This is a genomic window from Phyllobacterium sp. P5_D12, assembly GCF_054049495.1.
In genome coordinates this window covers 1-2,363 of record NZ_JBFUMG010000640.1, presented here as the reverse complement: position 1 = coordinate 2,363, position 2,363 = coordinate 1, and the positions used below count along the sequence as shown (strand labels likewise).

The following is a 2,363-nucleotide window of genomic DNA, read 5'->3' as shown; positions in this document are numbered from 1 at the left end:
GTCCCGACGCGAGCGTAACTGGTTCCTGGTCCGGTGCGCAGATTGACATTTCCGGTTGTATAACCAACGTCGGCCAAGGCCGAAGCTGGCCACGCAAACAACCCGATACTAATTAAAATGGATGATAACAGCTTGTTAGACATTGGGTCACCTCCCCGTTTTGCGTCACTCACCCTCAACCAATAGTAGCGGCAACAAATGCGATTCCCGAAGTGTTGTCGAGAGGCTTCTCAGATAATGGTAAAGGTTGCCGTATGTCTCAAATGAATTCTCCGAGAATTTCTCGTTATATCCGAAATGCAAGGAGTGCGCGTGAATCATAGTCAGCTATCTATTACGCAATGGAGTCCGATTTCACGGGTCTCAGAGAGTAGAACTTGACGAATGAATTCTGAGAGAGTGGTTGACGGTTAGACAAGTTACTGGCGTAAGAAATTTCCGTACTTCACAAAATCGTCATTAATATTAATACGATAAATAAATAATTGGGATTACGTTGGATGCAAGAATGAGTTATTCTCAAATAGGAAGCTTCGCCAAATTCGGGATTATTACGATCTGGCAACTCCGCCAAGCATTCGTTTTTTCCGACATTTAACGCGATCGAGCTTTCTTCAAAGTTGGCGGCATCTCAGGAGCTGCAGATGGCAACGCGGCTGTTTCCTTTCTTTCAACTTTTAGTTGTGATCGGGTTGATATCGGCGCTTGTTCCGACATCCCTCAAAACCGCCCACGCCGCCCCTGCGGCATGTGCAACCTTGCAGCGGCAATTGGTGGCCGCCTCAAGCGGCAGAAGTGTTTCACAGAAGAACAGTCCTCTGGTGCAGCGACAAGCTCTGCAGCTCCAACAAATGCGGGCGAAGGCAAGCAACGCAGGCTGTGGAGGCTTCCTGTTTTCCCGTGGGGATACTGCACTCTGCAAGCGTTATGCTCAAACCATTGACGCGATGTCCGCCAAACTCGCAAAGCTGCAAAATGCAAGCGACAGGTCTGGTTCGTCGCAGCCTTCACGCCAGCAGATTCTTGCCTCAATAAAAGCCAGAGGCTGCAATGACAACCTGGCATCGATTGGCAGAAACAACGATTCATCCAATGTCCAGCGCAAATCCCTGCTGGAAGTCCTGTTTGGCACGCGAGCTGACGAGGAAAAGCCAGCCTCCAGAATGATGGTCAAACGGCAACTGGATGAACGCGAAGCGCATCGCAGGGTGTCTGCGGCGCCGGAGACGCTTGCCGCGACCTATGAGGGGACGGAGCCAAGCGTTAACGGCGTCGTCAAAAACGGCTATCGAACCATTTGTGTGCGGACATGCGATGGATACTATTTCCCGATCTCGTTCTCGACCAAGCCCAAATATTTTGCGCGTGATCAAAATGCCTGTAGTGCGATGTGTCCGGCCGGGAACGCGAGATTGTACTATCACGCGGTGCCCGAACAGGAATCGGATGCAATGATATCCGTCACCGACAAGAAGCCCTATAGCGAACTTCCCAACGCATTCAATTACCGCACGGCGGGTGTCAAAGCCGTGCCGGGTTGCACGTGCCATGCTCAAGCCGATATGGTCGCCGCCGCACCGGAGACGCCCGTTTCCCAATCCAAGCCTGCCGCATCAGCGTTGCAAGCGGTGGGAGAGCCCGACGTTGATACCTTGTCGGAAGAACCTGCTCAGGGAGACATTGATGAAGACGAGGCGTCCCATGAAAATGTGAGGACCGTCGGTCCAGCGTTTTTCCCCAATGAAGCCAATCCCACAGATTTTACTGCTCAACCTCCCGAAACGGAGGTCCAGGAAAGCAAAGCCAGCATCCTCACGCCTGAGAATATCGTCAAGACGATAGCGTCCGACATTATGCGACGAATTCAATAGCCGATCTGTCCTCAACTAAAGCGGTGCAATATTTCAGCTTTGTTGCCGTGGTAGCCATGCTAAGCCTTGGCGAGTGACAGGGAGCTTGAGTCGCATATGAGAAAAGCGGATTGGTCGCCTAGCCAGTATCTGAAATTCGAGGACGAGCGCACCCGCCCGGCAAATGACCTGCTATCCGCCGTTCCCAATCAGAATTTGAAATTTGCGGTGGACCTCGGCTGCGGCCCGGGCAATTCCACCGCACTGATTGCAAAGCGGTATCCACATGCTGAAGTCCTTGGGATCGATTCTTCTGCGGATATGACCGCCAAGGCAAAGGAGCGACTGCCGGGCTGCGAATTCGCGGTTGCCGACATTGATGTGTGGCAGCCGCAAAGGAATGCCGACCTTCTCTACGCCAATGCCGTCATGCAGTGGCTTCCGGACCACGACCGGCTGTTCCCACGGCTGATGGGTTTCCTCAATACAGGAGGTTCTCTGGCGATACAGATG

The 2,363-nt window shown here is 52.6% G+C and carries 2 protein-coding genes; both read left to right on the top strand.

All coding sequences use genetic code 11. From position 1 onward, the window contains the following. Positions 1–947: 947 nt before the first annotated feature. Positions 948–1,871 (top strand): DUF2865 domain-containing protein, encoded by a 924-nt coding sequence (locus ACXJ5O_RS24635; protein WP_457302203.1) that lies wholly within the window; start codon positions 948–950, stop codon positions 1,869–1,871. Positions 1,872–1,967: 96 nt separating this feature from the next. Further along, positions 1,968–2,363 (top strand): methyltransferase domain-containing protein (locus ACXJ5O_RS24630; protein WP_457302202.1); only part of this gene is annotated, 396 nt, incomplete at its 3' end.

What these genes read in the sequence shown, in the direction of transcription:
- ACXJ5O_RS24635 (WP_457302203.1), top strand. Translation starts at nt 948, where the DNA reads ATGTCCGCCAAACTCGCAAAGCTGCAAAATGCAAGCGACAGGTCTGGT.